General features: G+C 73.3%; 17 protein-coding genes. 16 read left to right on the top strand and 1 reads right to left on the bottom strand.

What is annotated here, in order from left to right; genetic code table 11:
- Position 1 precedes the first annotated feature (1 nt).
- The 12 genes from ACZ61E_RS06040 to ACZ61E_RS05985 all read left to right on the top strand — a co-directional run bounded on the left by ACZ61E_RS06040 (position 2) and on the right by ACZ61E_RS05985 (position 10,858).
- On the top strand, positions 2 to 1,021 hold the full coding sequence (locus tag ACZ61E_RS06040; protein WP_469697988.1) for a NifU family protein: 1,020 nt from the start codon (positions 2 to 4) through the stop codon (positions 1,019 to 1,021).
- A complete protein-coding gene (locus ACZ61E_RS06035; protein WP_469697918.1) occupies positions 1,018 to 1,776 on the top strand; it encodes a DUF5947 family protein in 759 nt (252 codons plus the stop codon). Before ACZ61E_RS06040 ends, ACZ61E_RS06035 begins: the two co-directional genes overlap by 4 nt.
- The gene (locus tag ACZ61E_RS06030) at positions 1,773 to 2,471 is read left to right on the top strand and encodes a DUF6084 family protein (protein ID WP_469697917.1); all 699 of its coding nucleotides are present in this window, start codon (positions 1,773 to 1,775) and stop codon (positions 2,469 to 2,471) included. The genes ACZ61E_RS06035 and ACZ61E_RS06030 overlap by 4 nt, the downstream gene beginning before the upstream one ends.
- Entirely contained in the window at positions 2,468 to 3,955 is a 1,488-nt protein-coding gene (locus ACZ61E_RS06025) for a hypothetical protein (RefSeq protein ID WP_469697915.1), read from the top strand. The genes ACZ61E_RS06030 and ACZ61E_RS06025 overlap by 4 nt, the downstream gene beginning before the upstream one ends.
- On the top strand, positions 3,952 to 4,071 hold the full coding sequence (locus tag ACZ61E_RS06020) for a DUF6893 family small protein (RefSeq protein WP_376520934.1): 120 nt from the start codon (positions 3,952 to 3,954) through the stop codon (positions 4,069 to 4,071). The genes ACZ61E_RS06025 and ACZ61E_RS06020 overlap by 4 nt, the downstream gene beginning before the upstream one ends.
- A gap of 29 nt (positions 4,072 to 4,100) precedes the next feature.
- Positions 4,101 to 4,307, top strand: a complete 207-nt coding sequence (locus tag ACZ61E_RS06015; RefSeq protein ID WP_469697913.1) for a hypothetical protein — start codon at positions 4,101 to 4,103, stop codon at positions 4,305 to 4,307.
- Between the two features lie 52 nt (positions 4,308 to 4,359).
- Positions 4,360 to 4,926 carry a hydrogenase maturation protease gene (locus ACZ61E_RS06010; protein WP_469697911.1) on the top strand — a complete coding sequence of 189 codons (567 nt, stop codon included), beginning with the start codon at positions 4,360 to 4,362 and terminating at the stop codon, positions 4,924 to 4,926.
- Positions 4,927 to 4,928: 2 nt separating this feature from the next.
- Entirely contained in the window at positions 4,929 to 7,562 is a 2,634-nt protein-coding gene (hypF, locus tag ACZ61E_RS06005; RefSeq protein ID WP_469697909.1) for a carbamoyltransferase HypF, read from the top strand.
- A gap of 43 nt (positions 7,563 to 7,605) precedes the next feature.
- Entirely contained in the window at positions 7,606 to 7,908 is a 303-nt protein-coding gene (locus ACZ61E_RS06000) for a HypC/HybG/HupF family hydrogenase formation chaperone (protein WP_469697907.1), read from the top strand.
- The gene (gene hypD / locus ACZ61E_RS05995) at positions 7,905 to 9,008 is read left to right on the top strand and encodes a hydrogenase formation protein HypD (protein WP_469697905.1); all 1,104 of its coding nucleotides are present in this window, start codon (positions 7,905 to 7,907) and stop codon (positions 9,006 to 9,008) included. Before ACZ61E_RS06000 ends, hypD begins: the two co-directional genes overlap by 4 nt.
- Before the next feature lie 128 nt (positions 9,009 to 9,136).
- Positions 9,137 to 10,129 (top strand): hydrogenase expression/formation protein HypE, encoded by a 993-nt coding sequence (gene hypE, locus ACZ61E_RS05990; protein WP_469697986.1) that lies wholly within the window; start codon positions 9,137 to 9,139, stop codon positions 10,127 to 10,129.
- Positions 10,130 to 10,858 carry a DUF6390 family protein gene (locus ACZ61E_RS05985; protein WP_469697903.1) on the top strand — a complete coding sequence of 243 codons (729 nt, stop codon included), beginning with the start codon at positions 10,130 to 10,132 and terminating at the stop codon, positions 10,856 to 10,858. It begins immediately after the preceding gene.
- Here the strand turns inward: ACZ61E_RS05985 and bla are convergent.
- Positions 10,842 to 11,810, bottom strand: coding sequence for a class A beta-lactamase (gene bla / locus ACZ61E_RS05980; RefSeq protein WP_469697901.1), 969 nt, complete (start codon positions 11,808 to 11,810; stop codon positions 10,842 to 10,844). The genes ACZ61E_RS05985 and bla overlap by 17 nt on opposite strands.
- A gap of 257 nt (positions 11,811 to 12,067) precedes the next feature.
- On the opposite strand from bla, the gene ACZ61E_RS05975 reads away from it, so the two are divergent.
- The 4 genes from ACZ61E_RS05975 to ACZ61E_RS05960 all read left to right on the top strand — a co-directional run bounded on the left by ACZ61E_RS05975 (position 12,068) and on the right by ACZ61E_RS05960 (position 16,757).
- Positions 12,068 to 12,994, top strand: a complete 927-nt coding sequence (locus ACZ61E_RS05975; protein WP_469697985.1) for a LysR family transcriptional regulator — start codon at positions 12,068 to 12,070, stop codon at positions 12,992 to 12,994.
- Complete coding sequence (locus tag ACZ61E_RS05970) at positions 12,991 to 13,917, top strand: serine hydrolase (RefSeq protein ID WP_469697899.1); 927 nt, start codon at positions 12,991 to 12,993, stop codon at positions 13,915 to 13,917. The genes ACZ61E_RS05975 and ACZ61E_RS05970 overlap by 4 nt, the downstream gene beginning before the upstream one ends.
- A gap of 102 nt (positions 13,918 to 14,019) precedes the next feature.
- On the top strand, positions 14,020 to 14,991 hold the full coding sequence (locus ACZ61E_RS05965; RefSeq protein ID WP_469697897.1) for a hypothetical protein: 972 nt from the start codon (positions 14,020 to 14,022) through the stop codon (positions 14,989 to 14,991).
- A 395-nt stretch (positions 14,992 to 15,386) separates the two neighbouring features.
- Entirely contained in the window at positions 15,387 to 16,757 is a 1,371-nt protein-coding gene (locus ACZ61E_RS05960) for a cation:proton antiporter (RefSeq protein WP_469697895.1), read from the top strand.
- The last annotated feature ends 40 nt before the right edge of the window (positions 16,758 to 16,797 follow it).

Below are 16,797 nucleotides of genomic sequence, written 5' to 3'. Positions count from 1 at the left end.
CATGGGGGACGTCCGCGACATGGCGGAGCGGCGGGCCTCCGGGACCCCGGACCCCGGGGAGCCCGCGAGGTCCGAGGAGTGGCGGGCGACCGGCGAACGCATCGACACCCTGATCTCCGCGAGCGCGGCCGGGGGAGTGGTCGCACGCGAGCGCAGCGAGGAACTGGTGCGCCTCGTCACCGACTTCTACGGCGCCGGTCTGGAACGGCTCCTCGACCTCGTCCACGAGCACGGGCGGCTGGACGACGAGATCCTGGCCGCCCTCGCCGCCGACGACCTGGTGGCCAGCGTGCTGATGGTGCACGGACTGCACCCGTACACCGTGACCACCAGGGTCGAGAACGCCCTGGCGAGCGTGCGGCCGTATCTCGGCTCGCACGGCGGGGACGTGGAACTGCTGGGCGTCACGGACGAAGGAGCCGTGCGGCTGCGGCTGCTGGGCAGTTGTGACGGCTGCCCGTCCTCGTCCGCCACGCTCGCGCTGGCGGTGCGGGGCGCGGTCGAGGCGGCGGCACCGGAGATCACCACGATCGAGGTCGAGGCCGCCGACGAGGCGGCCGCCGGAGCCACCGGCCCGCTGGTGCCGGTGGACGCCCTGTTCTCCCGGCTCCACGAGGCGGGGCCCGCAACGGGCGCCGGCGACGCGGGCGCGACCTGGGAGCCGGTCCCCGCCCTGCTCGCGCTGGAGTCCGGCGGCGTCGAGCGCCTCACCGTCGGCGGGCTGCCGGTCGTCGCCTGCCGGATCGGGTCCGATCTGTTCGCCTTCCGCGACCGGTGCGCCCGGTGCGAGCGCCCCATGGAGGGCGCCACGCTGGCCCGGCGCCTCGGGGGCGACTCCGGTGACGGGGTGCTCAGCTGTCCCGCCTGCCGCGCCCACTACGACGTACGGCGCGCAGGTGTCTGTCTCGACGCGGAGGCGGAGGGTGCGCATCTGGACCCGCTGCCGCTCCTGGCGGACGGCGCGTCGGCCTCGGTGGCCGTGCCGTCGCCGCTACCCGCCCCGTCCGTGGTCGCGACATGAGCGCGCCCCAGGGCCGTGCCGTGCCCACCGGCCGTGCCGCGTCCCCGGCCGCCGCGCTGCTGCGGGTCAGCCGCGGCCGGCCCGGTCCCGCGGTCGGCGAGCGGTGCGAGATGTGCGCCGCGCCGATCGGCGAGGAGCACCGGCACGTGGTGAATCTGGAGAGCCGTGCTCTGATGTGCGGCTGCCGGGCCTGCTCCCTGCTGTTCACCGAGGAGGGCGCGGAACTGCGCTACCGCACGGTCCCCGACCGGTATCTGAGCTTCGACGGTCTCCCGCTGGACGCGCGCACCTGGGACGAACTCCAGATCCCGGTGGGTCTGGCGTTCGTGTTCCGCAACTCCGTGCAGGACCGCACCGTCGCCTTCTACCCGGGCCCGGCCGGGGCGACCGAATCCGAACTGCCCCTGGACGCCTGGGCGACCATCGTCGAGGCCAATCCCGGACTGGCCGTGCTGCGCCCGGACGTGGAGGCGCTGCTCGTACGCCGTACGGAGGCGGGCGGCGGCGGAGGGCGCGAAGTGGTCGCGTCCTGCCATCTCGTCCCGGTCGACGCGTGCTACGAACTGGTGGGCCGCCTGCGCGCGTTGTGGCGGGGATTCGACGGCGGCCAGGAGGCGCACGCCGCGATGGACGACTTCTTCGAGCACGTGCGCTCCCGCAGCCGTCCCGCCGATCCGGCGGGCGTGGAAGGCCGTCCGGCCGACAGCGGTCCCACGGCCGTGAGTGCTTCCACCGCCGCGGGCGGTCCCGCATGAGCGGCGCCGCGGCCCCCGGACTGGAGTTCTCCGTACAGGACGTCGTCGCCGAGCCGTACACCGCCGCGCCCCAGCTGACCGCGCGGCTGCGGATCGAGGACGGCTCGGACGAGCGCATCCACGCGATCGTGCTGCGCTGCCAGGTCCGTATCGAACCGCGCCGCCGCCACTACGGGGCGGGCGAACAGGACGCCCTGCGCGGCCTGTTCGGAGAGCGCGAGCGCTGGTCGGAGACGTTGCGGCCGTTCCAGTGGATGCAGTGCCACACGACCGTGCAGGGCTTCACCGGCTCCACCGAGGTCGACATCGCGCTGCCCTGCACCTACGACTTCGACGTCGTCGGCTCCCGCTATCTGCACGCGCTCAAGGAGGGGACGGTGCCGATCAGTCTGCTCTTCTCGGGCACCGTCTTCGCCAAGAACGCCGGCAGCGGCGGCGGTTCGGGACTCGGGGTGCGGCAGGTGCCCTGGGACTGCGAGGCGCGGTATCAGCTGCCGGTCGCCGTCTGGCGGCAGATGATCGCCCATCACTTCCCCAACTCCGGCTGGATCAGGCTGGATCACGACGTACTCGCGCGCTTCGCCGACTTCCGTGAACGACGCGGACTGATCAGCTGGGACGAGACGGTGACGACGCTGCTGGCGGACGCGCGGGCCCGGACCGCCGCCGACGAGATCGGTGAGGTGGTCACATGACCCCGCCGACTCCCACCACCCCGGTGGGGCTGGACCATGTCCGGACGATCGCCGACGCGGTGCTGTACGAGGGCTATCTGCTGTACCCGTACCGCGCCAGCTCCCACAAGAACCGTTCCCGCTGGCAGTTCGGCGTCCTCGGCCCGCCCGGCGCCGCACCCGGCAGCTTCGCCGAGGAACCCGGCATGGCGATGCAGGCCCTGCTCACCGTCCCCGACGGCGCCTCGGCCCCCACCGCCGAGGTGACCGTACGGCTCCGGTTCCTCCAGCTCCAGGTGCGCGAGGTGCAGCGCAGGGAGCCGGACGGGAGCCACACGGCCGTCGGTGAACTCACCGTGGCCGGCGCCACCGTCCTGAGCTGGGACGAGGCCGTCGAGTGCGAACTCGACCTGGGCGCCGTCCCGTTGGGCGGCGGGTCCGGTACGACCGACGAACTGCGCACCGTCCCCGGCGGCGAGGAGAGCGAACCGCTGACGGACGAACACGGTGTGCCGGCCGGGCGTGTCGTACGGCGCCGCGAACCGCTGACGGTCCGCGTCCGCACCCGTAGCACCCGGGACGACGGCCATGTACGGCTCTCGGTCTCGGTGGACAACGAGCACCCGGGGACCGCCACCGACAAGGACGGTGCCATCCGTGTCTCCCTGATCGGCGCCCATCTGCTCCTCCAGGCCCGCGGCGCCGCGTTCGTCTCGCTGCGCGAGCCTCCGGACGAGGCGGCCCCCGCCGCCGCCCGGTGCCGGCAGCACAGGTGCTGGCCGGTGCTGGCCGGGGCCAAGGGCTCCACGGACACCGTGCTGGGCGCGCCGATCATCCTCTACGACCACCCCGAGATCGCCGAACAGAGCCCCGGCGCCCTGTTCGACTCCACCGAGATCGACGAGATCCTGACGCTCCGGGTGATGACCATGACGGAGGACGAGAAGGCGGAGGCGCGGGCCACCGACCCGCGGGCCCGCGAGATCATCGACCGCTGCGACACGATGTCCCCGGACGCACTGCGACAACTCCACGGTCTGCTCCGCGACCCGCACGGCCCCACCGCGCCACCGGCCCCGGGCGCCCCGGGCCCGCGCGGCGATCTGCGGGACGCCGAGCCGCCCGCCTTCGACACCGGCGGCGCGCCCTGGTGGGACCCGGCGGCCGACGCCTCGGTGACGCCCGAGTCCGACACCGTCGTCATCGAAGGGGTCGCCGTCGCCAAGGGCAGCCTCGTCCGCGTCCACCCGTCCCGCCGCGCCGACGCCCAGGACCTCTTCTTCGCGGGCAGGGTGGCGCGGGTGACGGCCGTGCTCTCGGACGTCGACGGCGGTGTGCACGTCGCCCTCGTCCTGGTCGACGACCCGGCGGCCGACATGCACGACTGGTACGGCCGCTACTTCTACTTCGCCCCCGACGAACTGGAACCGCTGCCCGACGGGGACCCCCGTGAGGGTGACGACATCCCCGGTCCGGCACCACACAGGAAGGAGAACCCCTCGTGAGAATCCTCGGAATGATCACCACGGGCGCGGCCGCCGCCGTGGCGGCCGTCGTCGTCGCCGTTGGTGTGCGCTCGATCCCGGACATCCGCAGGTACGTCAAGATGCGCTCGATGTGAGCGCGTGACGCGAGTGAGAGGAGCATCCGATGACTGACAGGAAGCGTGGCCGTCACGACGAGGAACCGCAGTCGGAGCGGGGCCCCAAGGGGTCGCGCGACACCGGTTCCGACCAGCCGTCCGCGGGTCCCGCCGACCGGCCGGCCGGCGGTTCCGACAAGAAGTCGGACACCTCCGTCAAGCCGGGCGGCCCCACCGATCCGGACTCCCCGAACCTCCAGTCCGGCGGCAACTGACGCCGGCCCGGCGTCCGCCGGGAATCCCGTATCCCCGACCAGGGAGCACAGCGTGGCCAAGGAAGAGAGCCGGCCCGACGGCACCGGCGCCGGCGGCCTGCTCGTGGCGGGCATCGGCAATCTCTTCCTCGGCGACGACGGCTTCGGCCCGGAGGTCGTACGGCGGCTCGCCGCCGACCCCGGGCCGCCGCTCCCCGCGGGCGTCCGCGTCGTCGACTACGGCATCCGGGGCATGCACCTCGCGTACGACCTCCTCGACGGGTACGACGCGCTCGTCCTGGTCGACGCGTACCCCGGCGGCGGCGCGCCCGGCGAGCTGACGGTCCTGGAGGTGGGCCCCGGCGACCTCGGTACGGGTGAATTCGACGCACACGGCATGAATCCGGTATCAGTCCTGGCGAATCTGGGCCAACTCGGCGGTACGCTGCCGCTCACCCACGTTGTGGGGTGCACCCCCGCCGACGTGGACGAAGGCATCGGCCTCAGCGAGGCCGTCTCCGCCGTCGTACCGGAAGCGGTGGCGGAGGTGCGCGCGCTGGTCCGGCGGCTCTCGGCGGCCGGGCCCGCGCCGCGCACACCCACGAAGGAACCCGCACCCGCCCGGACCCGGAGGTCCTGATCATGTGTCTCGGTATCCCCGGGCGAGTCGTGGAGATCGTCGAGGGGTACGCGGACCAGCTCGCCCTCGTCGACGTGGAGGGCGCCCGGCGCCGTATCAACATCGGCATGCTGGACACGCCCCCGGCCGCGGGCGACTGGGTGCTGCTGCACATGGGTTTCGCGATGGAGGTCATCGACGAGACGGAGGCCGCGCGAGCCCTGTCGGGGCTGGAGATGATGGGCAGCGGCGCCCGCGAGGACGAGGACGAGGGCGCTGGGACGGGGAACCACGCGGCGCCCGGTCCCCGCACCGCCCCCGCGGCCGGACAACCGCCGTGCGTCCGGCGCCGGTTCGAGGTACGGGGCGTGGTCCAGGGCGTCGGCTTCCGCCCGTTCGTCTATGTCACCGCCGCCGCACTCGGGCTCACCGGCTCCGTCACCAACACCGGCGGCGGTGTCGTCGCCGAGGTGGAGGGTGATCCCGGCGCGGTCGCGGAGTTCGGACGCCGGCTGCGCACCGGCCCGCCGCCGCTGGCCGTCGTGGAGTCGGTCGCCGAGACGGACCAACCGCCCACCGGGGGAGCGGAGTTCGTCATCGCCGACTCCAGCGCCACCGGCCGGGTCCGCACCCTCGTCTCACCCGACACCGCCACCTGCCGGGAGTGTCTGACCGAACTGCGCGACCCCGCCGACCGGCGCCACCGCCACCCCTTCATCACCTGCACCCACTGCGGCCCGCGCTTCACGATCGTCACCGGCATGCCGTACGACCGGGCGGCGACGACCATGGCGGCGTTCGAGATGTGCGACGACTGCCGCGCGGAGTACGACGACCCCGGCGACCGCCGCTTCCACGCCCAGCCGATCTCCTGTCACGCCTGCGGGCCGCGTCTCGAACTGATCGCGGAGGACGGCCGGGCGGTCCACCACGGCGACGAAGCGCTGCGCGCCGCACGGCGGTTGCTCGCCGACGGAAAGATCGTCGCCGTCAAGGGGCTCGGCGGCTACCACCTCGCCTGCGACGCCCGCGACGAGACGGCCGTCACCGAACTGCGCCGCCGCAAACGGCGCGGCGGCAAGCCCTTCGCCGTCATGGTCGCGGATCTCGGCGTCGCCGAGGAACTGGTGACGGTCACCGACGACGAGCGGGCGCTCCTGACCGGCACCAGAAAGCCCATCGTGCTGCTGCCCCGCCGCACACCGCCCGCCTCCCGGCGACTCGCGGAAGCCGTCGCGCCCGGCAATCCCGACCTCGGCGTGCTGCTCCCGTACACCCCGCTGCACACCCTCCTCTTCGGTATCGGCGACGACACCCCCGGCCCCGACGCGCTGGTGATGACCTCCGGCAACCGCTCCGGTGAACCGATCGTCACCGACGACGCGCGGGCGCTCACCGAACTCGCCCCGCTGGTCGACGCCTGGCTGCGGCACGACCGTCCGATCCGGGTGCCGTGCGACGACTCGGTCAGCCGGTCCGTCGCGGGCACCGAACTGCCCGTACGCCGGTCACGCGGGTACGCGCCGCTGCCCCTCGCGCTGCCCTTCGACATCCCGCCGCTGCTCGCGGCCGGCGCCGATCTGAAGAACACCTGCGCGCTCGGTGAAGGCGGCTACGCCTGGGTCAGCCAGCACATCGGCGACATGGACGACCTCTCCACGGTCGACGCGCTGACCCGCACCGCCGACCACCTCGGGGCGCTGACCGGCGTCGAACCGCGGCAGCTCGTGGCCGACCTGCACCCCGGCTACCGCTCCGGCGCCTGGGCCCGGGCGCACGCCAGGGGCAGGGCCGTACGCACCGTGCAGCACCACCACGCGCACATCGCCGCCGTGCTCGGCGAACACGGCACCGGCCCCGGCGAGAGCGTCATCGGCTTCGCCTACGACGGCACCGGCCATGGCGCCGACGGCGCGGTGTGGGGCGGCGAGACACTGATCGCCGACTACAAGTCGTACCGCAGGGCCGCCCACTTGGCGTACGTACCCCTGGCGGGCGGCGACGCGAGCGTGCTGCGGCCGTACCGCATGGCGCTGGCCCATCTGCACGCCGCCGGGATCGGGTGGGACGAGAAGCTGCCCGCCGTCGCCGCCTGCCCGGCCAGGGAACGCGACGTGCTGGCCCACCAGTTCGCGACGGACTTCGGCTGTGTACCGACCTCCAGCATGGGCCGTCTCTTCGACGCCGTCGCCTCACTGGCGGGCGTACGGCACGAGGTGGCGTACGAGGCGGAGGCGGCGATCGCGCTGGAGGGGCTGGCCAGATCCGCGGAAGGAGAGACCGCCCGCGACGCCGGCGCCTACGCGTTCGCGCTCCTCGATCCGGAGGTCACCGGCGGGCCGGTCGTGGCCGACCCCGGCCCGGTGATCAGGGCGGTGGTGTCCGACGTGAGCGCGGGGGTCCCGCCGGAGCTGGTCGCCGCGCGGTTCCACGCCTCCGTCGCGGCCCTCACCGTCGATCTCGCGGAGCTGTTCAGGCGGCGGACCGGGCTCGCCGTGGTGGCTCTCGGCGGCGGGGTCTTCCAGAACGCCGTCCTGCTCGAATCGACCCAACGGGCGCTGAGAGCGAAGGACTTCACCGTGCTGCGTCCCGTTCTGCTGCCGCCCAACGACGGCGGCGTGGCCTTCGGGCAACTGCTGGTCGCGGCGTCCGGCTGACCCGGCGCCGGAGTCACACACCCAGAGAGAAGGAAGCGACACCATGTGTCTGGCAGTCCCCGGACGGGTGCTCAGCACCGCCGAGGTCGACGGCGCCCTGATGGCCCAGGTCGACTTCGGCGGCGTACGCAAGGAGGTCTGCCTCCAGTACATCCCCGACGCGGAGATCGGCGAATACGTCGTCGTCCACGTCGGCTTCGCCATCCAGCGGCTCGACGAGGCGTCGGCCCGGCAGACCCTGGCGAACTTCGAGAAGCTCGGGCTCCTGGCGGAGGAGTTCGGCGACGGCTTCGAACTCGCCGCGGGACAGCGGGAATCAGTGCAAGCGGAAGGCAGCGGACTGTGAAGTACCTCGACGAGTTCAGCGACCCCGACCTCGCCGGGCGGCTGGTCGAAGAGATCCACGCGGCCACCACCCGCCCCTGGGCGATGATGGAGGTCTGCGGCGGCCAGACCCACTCGATCATCCGGCACGGCATCGACCAACTGCTGCCCGACGGGGTCGAGATGATCCACGGTCCGGGCTGCCCGGTCTGTGTGACCCCGCTGGAGGTCATCGACCGGGCACTGGAGATCGCCTCCCGGCCCGGCGTCGTCTTCTGCTCCTTCGGCGACATGCTGCGGGTGCCCGGCAGCGGCCGGGACCTGTTCTCGGTCAAGAGCGCGGGCGGCGACGTACGCGTCGTGTACTCACCGCTCGACGCGCTGAGGATCGCCCGCGACAACCCCGACAAGGAAGTCGTCTTCTTCGGCATCGGCTTCGAGACGACCGCCCCCGCCAACGCCATGACGGTCCATCAGGCCCGGCGGCTCGGCGTGCGGAACTTCTCGCTGCTCGTCTCGCACGTGCTCGTACCCCCCGCCATCGCCGCCGTCATGGAGTCCCCCGCCTGCCGGGTCCAGGCGTTCCTCGCCGCCGGGCACGTGTGCAGCGTGATGGGGACCTCCGAGTACCCGGCGCTCGCGGAGAAGTACCGGGTGCCCGTCGTCGTCACCGGGTTCGAGCCGCTCGACATCCTCGAAGGCGTCCGCCGCACCGTCCTGCAACTCGAACAGGGCCGCCACGAAGTGGAGAACGCCTACCCACGCGCCGTACGGGAGGAGGGCAACCTCCCCGCCATGGAGATGCTGCGCGACGTCTTCGAGGTCACCGACCGCACCTGGCGCGGCATCGGCATGATCCCGGACAGCGGATGGCGACTGGCCGGGAAATACGCGGAGTTCGACGCCGAGCGCCGGTTCGACGTGGCGGGCATCCGCACCGCCGAATCGCCGCTCTGCCGGTCCGGCGACGTACTCCAGGGGCTGATCAAGCCGCACGAGTGCGCCGCCTTCGGCAAGGAGTGCACCCCGAGGAACCCGCTGGGCGCCACCATGGTCTCCTCCGAGGGCGCGTGCGCCGCGTACTTCACCTACCGCCGGCTCGAACTGGTCGATGCCCAGTGACCGGGACCCGGACCAGCGACCACGTACCCGCCCCCGCGACCCCGCCCGGGCCGGCCCCGGCCGGCAGCGACCTCGACTTCGAGAACTGGGCCTGCCCCGTCCCCCTCCGCACCACCCCCGCCGTCGTCATGGGCCACGGCGGCGGCGGGGCGATGTCGGCCGAACTGGTCGAGCACCTGTTCCTCCCCGCGTACGGCTCCGCCGCCGCGGCCGAACTCGGCGACTCCGCCGTACTCACCGTCGGCGACGGCACCCGGCTCGCCTTCTCCACCGACTCGTACGTGGTCCGGCCGATGTTCTTTCCCGGCGGTTCCATCGGGGACCTCGCCGTCAACGGGACCGTCAACGACCTGGCGATGTCGGGCGCGACACCCCTGTTCATGTCGTCCGCCTTCATCCTCCAGGAGGGCACCGCGCTCGCCGAACTCGGCCGGATCGCCCAGGACATGGGCGCGGCGGCACGGGCTGCCGGGGTCCGGCTGGTCACCGGCGACACCAAGGTCGTCGACAGCGGCAGCGGTGACGGCGTCTATGTCAACACCTCGGGCATCGGGGTCGTCCCCGCCGGCGTCGACATCGGCCCCCGCCGCGCCGCGCCCGGCGACGCCGTGCTGATCAGCGGCGACATCGGGGTGCACGGTGTGGCGGTCATGAGCTGCCGCGACGGCCTGGACTTCGGCACCACGGTCGAGAGCGACACCGCCGCCCTGCACGGCCTCGTCGCCGCGATGCTCGCCACCGGCGCCGACGTGCACGTCCTGCGCGACCCCACGCGCGGCGGCGTCGCGGCCTCACTCAACGAGATCGCCACCGCGTCGGCGGTCGGCGTCGAACTGACCGAGCGGGACCTGCCCGTACCCGACACCGTCCGCGACGCGTGCAGCCTGCTCGGACTCGACCCCCTCCAGGTCGCCAACGAGGGCAAGCTGATCGCGATCGTGCCCGCCGCCGCCGCCGACCAGGTACTCGCCGCCATGACGGCGCACCCACTCGGCCGCGGGGCGCGCCGGATCGGCACCTGCGTCACCGGACACCCCGGCATGGTGGTCGCCAGGACCGGTCTCGGCGGCACCCGGGTCGTCGGCCTCCCCGTCGGCGAACAACTCCCCAGGATCTGCTGAATGAGCGAGCGCGGCGCCATCCTCTTCGCGCGGTACGCCTATCCGCCCAACGAACTCGGCTACTGCGGACCCGCCGACCACACGGCCCTGCTGAGCCACACGGACACCGAGGGCATCGAGCGCGGCGCCCGCCAGTTCGACGGCGCCTGGTGCTATCTCGAGTTCCTCGCCGAGTCGGCCGGTCTCGACGACCCGCTGGACGAGCGCGTCGTCGAGGCGTACTGGATCGGCAACGACCTCCTGGACCGGGCCGACCCGGCGGCCCTGCTGGCCCGGATGCGCGAACGCTTCCGGGGCCAGTCGGGCGGCACATGGCGCGACGCGGGCCACCGCGCACTGGCCCACCACAGCTTCCAGGTCTTCGACGTCTACCCCTGGGCCGGACTGCTGCGCGCCTCGGGCCATCCCACGGCGCTGTCGGTACTCGACCGGTGCCGTATCCGGACGGGGGTGGTCCGCGCGGTCGACGGCGAGTCCGCCACGGTCGAGTCCCGCCCCCTGACCTGGACGGGTACGGATCTGACCCACGGGCCGCCCCGCGAGGAGACCGCGCGCTGGTCCACGGGGGGCCGCTCGCTGCTCCCGGGCCTCGCCACCGGGGACCTGGTGGCGCTGCACTGGGACTGGGTCTGCGACGTCGTCACGGACGCCCAGGCGGCGCGTATCGAGTCGGCCGAGGCACGCCGGCTCGCCCCCGCGCGTGACGTGGCGGCTACGCCAGGGCGTTGAGGGTGACCGCGGCTGCCCCGGCGATGAGGGCGTCGTCCGGTTCGGCGTCCTCGAAGTCACGGCGGGAGAGGACGGCGATGGCGATCGGGGCCGCCTTCGGGGGCCAGACGACGGCGATGTCGTTACGGGTGCCGTAGCCCCCGGTGCCGGTCTTGTCGCCGACCTGCCAGCCGTCCGGGGCGCCCGCCCTGATGACCGTGTCGCCGGTGGTGTTCCGCTTCAGCCAGTCCGTCAGCACGGCGCGTTTCTCCGGCGCGAGGGCGTCGTCCACCACATAGGCGCGCAGGTCGGTGGCGAGCGCACGCGGCGTGCTGGTGTCGCGGAGGTCGCCGGGGACCGCGTCGCTGAGTTCGGCCTCGTAGCGGTCGCACCGGGTGACACGGTCACCGATGGAGGCGAGGGCGGTCTGGAGGCTCTTGGGACCGCCGAGTTCGCGGAAGAGCAGGTTGGCGGCGCCGTTGTCGCTGTAGCGGACGGTCGCGTCGCACAACTCGCGCAGGGTCAGCCCCGTGGCGATGTGCTTCTCGGTGATCGGCGAGTAGCCGGCGCCGGCGAGATCGGCGCGGTCGTACCGTACGAGCCGGTCGAGCTGCCTGAGGGAGTGCGTGTCCAGCATGACGGCGGCGAGCAGCGCCTTGCACGTGGAGGCGTAGGCGAAGCGCTCGTCGGGCCGGTGGGTGAGGGAGCGGCCGCTGCCGGTGTCGATCGCGTAGACGCCGAGCCGGGCGTCGAACTCGCGCTCCAGCCGGGCGAACGCGCGTTTCGTGCTCCCCGCCGCCCGCGTGGAGGCCGGTGGCGCGGACGCCGACGGTGTGGGGCCGGAGCCGGATCCCGGCGCCTCCTCCCGGGTGCTCGTGCCGCAGCCGATGAGGGGGACGGTCGCGAGGCCGCTCAGGGTGGCGAGCGCGGCGCGGCGCGGGACGGCGGTACGGGTGCGCGTACGGATCGACATGTGGTGGCGGCATTCCTCTCGGGGGCGCCCGTCCGGGCGCTTCGTGCGGGGGGAGTCGGGGGGGCTGGTCCGGTCCGCTCGGGGGCCGGACCGGCGCGGGATCCATCGGTGACCGGTCCGTTCGCCGGTCCGCACCTCCTTCGACCAGAGGAGAACAACGCCCGCCCGTCCATGTCCAAGACACGAATGGCTCATGGATCGATCAACCAGGGATATGGTTGCTGGTCGTGGACCTGATAAGGCACCTGCAATGCTTTGTGGCCGTTGCGGAAGAGTTACATTTCGGCCGCGCCGCCCAGCGTCTCGGTGTGGCGCAGCCACCCCTGTCGCAGCGCATCCGGCGTCTGGAGCGGGAGTTGGGCGTACGCCTCTTCGAGCGGACCAGCCGTCAGGTGACGATCACGAAGGGCGGAGCGCTGCTGCTGGACGAGGCCCGTCAGCTGCTGGCCCACTCCGAGGCACTGCTCGCGTCGGCCCGCCGTATCCAGGAGGGCCACAGCGGACTGCTGCGCGCCGCGCTGCCCGCCGACATCACCGGGGAGAGCGTCGCCGCGATCCTGGCCGGGTTCCAGGAGCGCGAGGGCGGTGTCGAACTGGAACTGCACGAGCTGACGACGGCCGAACAACTCACCATGCTCGCCTCGCACGACCTGGACGCCGGGCTCATCCACCACCCCTGCGACGTGTCCGGGCTGGAGCTGGGCCCCGTACTCCGCCACGAGCTGGGCGTCCTGCTGCCGCGCGGCGCCCCGCAGGCGCGCCTCGAAACGGTCCCGCTCGCCGCGCTCACCGGACACGACCTGATCCTCTTCCCCCGCGCCCACGCCCCGGCCGTGCACGACGATCTGCTCACCACCTGCGCCCGCCACGGCTACACGCCCACCGCCGTCCGGCACGGCCAGGGCCCGAGCTTCATCCGGGGTCTTCTCCTGGGCGGCCGGGCCGTCGCCTTCGGTCCGCGTGACGCCGACCGGGCGGCGGACCGTGACCTCGTCTGGCGCCCGCTGAGCGGTGCGCCGCTGGCCTGGCGACACTCGGCCGCCTGGCCCAAGGGGCGGGGCGACGCCGCCGTACGGGCCTTCGCCGACACCGTCACCGACGCCCTGGGCCGTACCGCCACCGCCGGCCCCGACCTGTCCGCCGGTCCACCGCGGCTGCGCCCGGCGGCGGAGTACTGGATATGACCGAGCCTTCCGGCGGCACGCCGGCCCGTGCCCACCCGCGCGACCGGATTCGCGCCGCCTTCGCCGCCGCCGGTGTCACGGGCTGGCTGCACGCGGCGGACATCGACTCCGGCGCCCAGATCGACGTGGGCGCGGACCGGCCCGTCGTCACCGCTAGCGTCCACAAGCTCTGTCTGCTGGTCGCGCTCCACCGGCACGCCGAGACCGGGCGCCTGAACCTGACCGAACAGACCGAGTGCCCCGGGGCGGACCGTACGGCGGGGCCGACCGGCCTCTCCGCCATGCTCGACCCGGCACGTCTGTCCCTGCGTGACGCGGCCTACCTGATGATGGCCGTCAGCGACAACACCGCCGCCGACCTCCTCCTGGAACGCGTCGGCATCGACGCCGTCAACGAGACCACCGAACGGCTCGGGCTCACCCGTACCCACGCCGTCCAGACCTTCCGCGACTTCCTCGTCACCATCAGGGAGGACGCCGGACGGGGCGGCCCGCGGGCCCTGGCCGATCCCCGGGTCCTCGCCCGTATGCGCGCGCTGGACCCCGCCCGCACCAACCGGAGCACCCCGCGCGACATGACCCGCCTGCTCGGCGCGATCTGGCGCGACGAGGCGTGCGCGCCCGAACACGGCGCCGCCGTACGCCGACTGCTCGCGCTCCAGGTGTGGCCGCACCGGCTGGCCTCGGGCTTCCCCTTCGACGACGTCCAGGTCGCGGGCAAGACCGGCAGCGCGCCGACCCTCCGTAACGAGGTCGGCGTGGTCGAGTACCCCGATCACGGCCGTTACGCCGTCGCGGTGTTCACCCGCGCGGCCAGCCCCGCGGCCACGCTGCCGGCGGCGGACGCCGTCATCGGTACGGCGGCCCGCATCGCGGTCGACGCGCTGCGCGGCTCCGGTGCCGGGCCGGTCCGAGGGGTGTGAAGCGGGGCGACGGACCGAGCGGGCCCGCTGTGCGGTAGTACTAGTCTCATTGGTGACGTTGGATATCCGTCGTACGACTGGGACGCACTGAGCGGGGCGGTTGTGGAAGAGCACGGGGCAGCTGGCGATGCCGAGGGGGCGGAGACTCCCCGTGACGACGCGTCGGACCTGAGCGAGCGCCTCGACAGGCTGGAGCGGGTGGTCGCCGGGATGGCCGCCGAGTCGGCCGAGCGGGCAGGGGGTTCGGAGGCGGCGAAGGCGGGTGACGCAGAGCCGGTCGAGGGAGACGAGCCGGTCGAGGGGGACGTGCCGGTCGAGGAGACTCCCGAGGCTCCTGAGACCTCTGCGGTCGCCGGGCCCGAGCCCGAACCGCTGGAGCCGAAGCCCGGCCCGGAACTCGGGCCCGGGCCACAGCCGCTGGAGCCGCAGCCCGAGCCCGTGGAGGCGGCGTCCGCCCCGGAGCCGGCGCGCACCGCGTCCGAGCCCGCTCCTTCCGTGTCGTACGACGCCGAGCCGCCGCCGCACACAGACGTCGACGCCCCGACCGCTCCGCGCGGGAAGCGTCTGCGGCGGCTCGGCTGGGCCCTGGTCGGTTCCGGTGCCTGCTGCGCCGTCGTGCTCGGCGGTGCGGTGATCGGCGGCGGTTCGGCGCCGGGCTGGCTCTCCGTACCGGGCATGACGGAGAGCGAGGACGAGGCCCCGGCCAACTCCACACCCACGCCCACTGATTCGCGCCCCGGCGTGCCCGAAGCCGGACCGGGCGTCAGCGGCGCACCGGGTTCGGGGGCCACTACACGCACGGGGGAAGCCCCGGAGCCCTCGGCCGGCGCACGGTCCGGGGGCAGTGGCTCACCCCGCCCGGCCCCGTCGGAGAGCGGCTCCGTGTCGCCGTCCGCGACATCGGGGAGCCCGAGCGCGCCGGGGGCCACGACCTCGCAGTCACCCACGGGCGGCGCCGCCGACGGCGGTGCGGGCTCAGGCGACCCGACCCCCTCCGACGACGTCCCGACCGACCCCCCGTCGGACGACACGGACCCGCTCGGCGGACTTCTCGGCGGCCTCTTCGGGGAGTGACTCCCGGCCGGCGCGCCACCGCCGGACCAGGATGGTGTCTCGAACGGATTGTCCCGGCGCTTTTCCGGCCGGGGCGTGCGCCGGAGGCACGTCGTAATGCACCGGCGTTCAGCGATAAGCAAAAGAATCAATGGTGTTGAGATCGGTCAATTTCTGTCATCCACTCACACGAAGCGGCCATCTTTCCTACACTCAATTCACCATGTGGCGGCTGGGCCCGATGTGCGACCGACAACCGGGCGGGGGATGGCCGGGCGCGGCCGCTTCGGGCCTCGTCGTTTGCGGCATGATGTCCCGTCATGCGCGCGAAGTCCGTGGTCCGGTCGACCGGCGAACGACGGTTGATTCCGACCGTCGATCTTGTGTGGCGAGATCGGATGCGGGGGGCACCCGGAGTGGTTCGGAGACGGTGGCGGTTACGCGGCCCGGCGGTCGGCGCGTCGCCGCGGCGCACGTACCTGTCGGCGATCGGCGCGCTGCTCGCCGGTCTGGCCTTCGGTCTGGTGACCGGGCCGGGGAATCCGGCCGAGCTACCGCTCTACACCTTCACCGCCGGGGTGCTGCTGGCGATCGGTCTCTACGGCAGCACCCACGATCTGGAGGCCGCCGACGTACGGGAGAACCTGCGCGCGGTGGTGGTGGCCGTCACCCTGGGAGTGCTGCTCAAAGCGGCGCTGATCTCCGCCGTGATGGTTCTGGTGGTCGGCGGCCCGGAAGCCGTCGTCCTCGGTGTCGCGGTCGCCCAGATCGACCCGCTCTCCGTGGCCGCCATGGGGGCCCGCCACCGGATGTCACGCCGGGCGAAGACCCTGCTCTCGGCCTGGGCGTCCTTCGACGACCCGATGACCGTGCTGCTCAGTTTCTACTTCGCCGTGCTGGCGGTGCGGGCCGGCGGAGGTGACGGCGCGGTGTCCATGGCGCCCGACCAGGGTGCCGGGGCCGACTTCCTGCTGACCACCCTCGCCAATGTGGTTCTCTTCGGAATCGCCCTGCTCGTCTGGCACTTGGTGCGGTGTCTCACGGCCGGCCGGCGTACCGGGGGCGGGCCCCGCACCGCCTCGGCGGACAGCGGTGAGGGCGACGGGTCGGGCGTCCGCTCCGTCGCGGCGCGCCGGGCCGACGTACTCGCGCTGCTGCTCGTCGCCGTGCTGATCCTGGTCGCCGCCGCGTACATGCTGGTGCTCGCCGTCGCGCTGGCCGGACTCTTCGTCCGGGTCGGCCGGTTCAAGCCCTACGTCGACCGGACCGTGTCGGCCGCCTTCCTGGTCGCCGCCTGTTTCCTGGGTGTACTGCTCGCGCAGGGGATCGATCCGCTGCCCGGACTCGCGCTCGGCGCGGCGGCGTTCGGGGCGCAGATGGTGGCCGCGCTGCTCGCCGGGCCCTGGCTGGTGCCGGGCATCAGCCGTGTCGACCGCTACTACCTGGGACTCGGCCAGCAGAACGGCATCACGGCGATCCTGCTCGCCCTGGCGCTGGAACCTCAGTTCCCGGGCACCGCGGGGGTCGTGGGGCCCGCGATCCTCGTCGTCAATCTGCTCCACCACGGCGCCAACCGGCTGCTCGACCGGAAGCTCGACGTCACGCCACCACCGCCGCCCGCTCTGCCGGGGGGCCGGGAGAGACCGGCGGCGCCGTACGGCCCGGGGACCGCGGGGCCCGGGAGCGCGGGACCCGGGACCGAGAGGCCCGGGACCGCCGACGGCGGGGCGGCACGCACGACACCGGCGGCCGACGGCCCCACGGGCACTGTCCCCGAGGTGATTTGACCGCCGGGAGCGGGGAGAACGAGAGAGACACCGGGAGGGG

The sequence above is a fragment of the Streptomyces sp. NPDC104581 genome (genome assembly GCF_055583685.1).
This window is presented reverse-complemented; position numbering and strand designations above follow the sequence as displayed.

Coding starts and splice junctions, on each gene's coding strand:
- ACZ61E_RS06035 (WP_469697918.1), top strand. CDS start 1,018: ATGAGCGCGCCCCAGGGCCGTGCCGTGCCCACCGGCCGTGCCGCGTCC.
- ACZ61E_RS05970 (WP_469697899.1), top strand. CDS start 12,991: ATGACCGAGCCTTCCGGCGGCACGCCGGCCCGTGCCCACCCGCGCGAC.
- ACZ61E_RS06030 (WP_469697917.1), top strand. CDS start 1,773: ATGAGCGGCGCCGCGGCCCCCGGACTGGAGTTCTCCGTACAGGACGTC.
- bla (WP_469697901.1), bottom strand. CDS start 11,810: ATGTCGATCCGTACGCGCACCCGTACCGCCGTCCCGCGCCGCGCCGCG.
- hypF (WP_469697909.1), top strand. CDS start 4,929: ATGTGTCTCGGTATCCCCGGGCGAGTCGTGGAGATCGTCGAGGGGTAC.
- ACZ61E_RS05985 (WP_469697903.1), top strand. CDS start 10,130: ATGAGCGAGCGCGGCGCCATCCTCTTCGCGCGGTACGCCTATCCGCCC.
- ACZ61E_RS06025 (WP_469697915.1), top strand. CDS start 2,468: ATGACCCCGCCGACTCCCACCACCCCGGTGGGGCTGGACCATGTCCGG.
- hypE (WP_469697986.1), top strand. CDS start 9,137: ATGGGCCACGGCGGCGGCGGGGCGATGTCGGCCGAACTGGTCGAGCAC.
- ACZ61E_RS06040 (WP_469697988.1), top strand. CDS start 2: ATGGGGGACGTCCGCGACATGGCGGAGCGGCGGGCCTCCGGGACCCCG.
- ACZ61E_RS06000 (WP_469697907.1), top strand. CDS start 7,606: ATGTGTCTGGCAGTCCCCGGACGGGTGCTCAGCACCGCCGAGGTCGAC.
- ACZ61E_RS06015 (WP_469697913.1), top strand. CDS start 4,101: ATGACTGACAGGAAGCGTGGCCGTCACGACGAGGAACCGCAGTCGGAG.